A 320-nucleotide genomic window follows, 5' to 3' on the forward strand; every position below is an offset into this window, starting at 1 on the left:
TATTCTTCATGGTCGGGCCGATTGGCGACCAGGGTCCGAAACCCCAGACGCGCAATTTCGGCGACGTCCTCAATAGCGATTTGTGGCGCTACGGAAATACTGTCATCAATTTTTCTGATATCCACGCGTGTCTCCCAACGACGGTCGTTTAATCCGCTCGATCACTTCGAATGCCATCATACCGGCCACCATGGACGCAACAAAGACCACGGCTTTGATTTCTCCGGCACCAAGAGCCACCAGGGCGGGCCCTGGACAAAAACCGGCAATGCCCCAGCCAATACCGAACATCATGCTGCCAATAACAAGTCTGGGCTCAA

2 protein-coding genes are annotated in these 320 nt (G+C 54.1%); both read right to left on the reverse strand.

Annotated features, from left to right (window positions below):
* A partial coding sequence (locus ACFC20_RS16330; protein WP_375193948.1) for a beta-lactamase hydrolase domain-containing protein occupies positions 1-125 on the reverse strand: 125 nt, incomplete at its 3' end.
* Positions 106-320: DUF6691 family protein (locus ACFC20_RS16335; RefSeq protein WP_375193930.1), on the reverse strand; the 215-nt coding region annotated here is incomplete at its 5' end. The genes ACFC20_RS16330 and ACFC20_RS16335, both read right to left, overlap by 20 nt.

The organism is Marinobacter sp. (assembly GCF_041984545.1).
Classification (GTDB): domain Bacteria; phylum Pseudomonadota; class Gammaproteobacteria; order Pseudomonadales; family Oleiphilaceae; genus Marinobacter.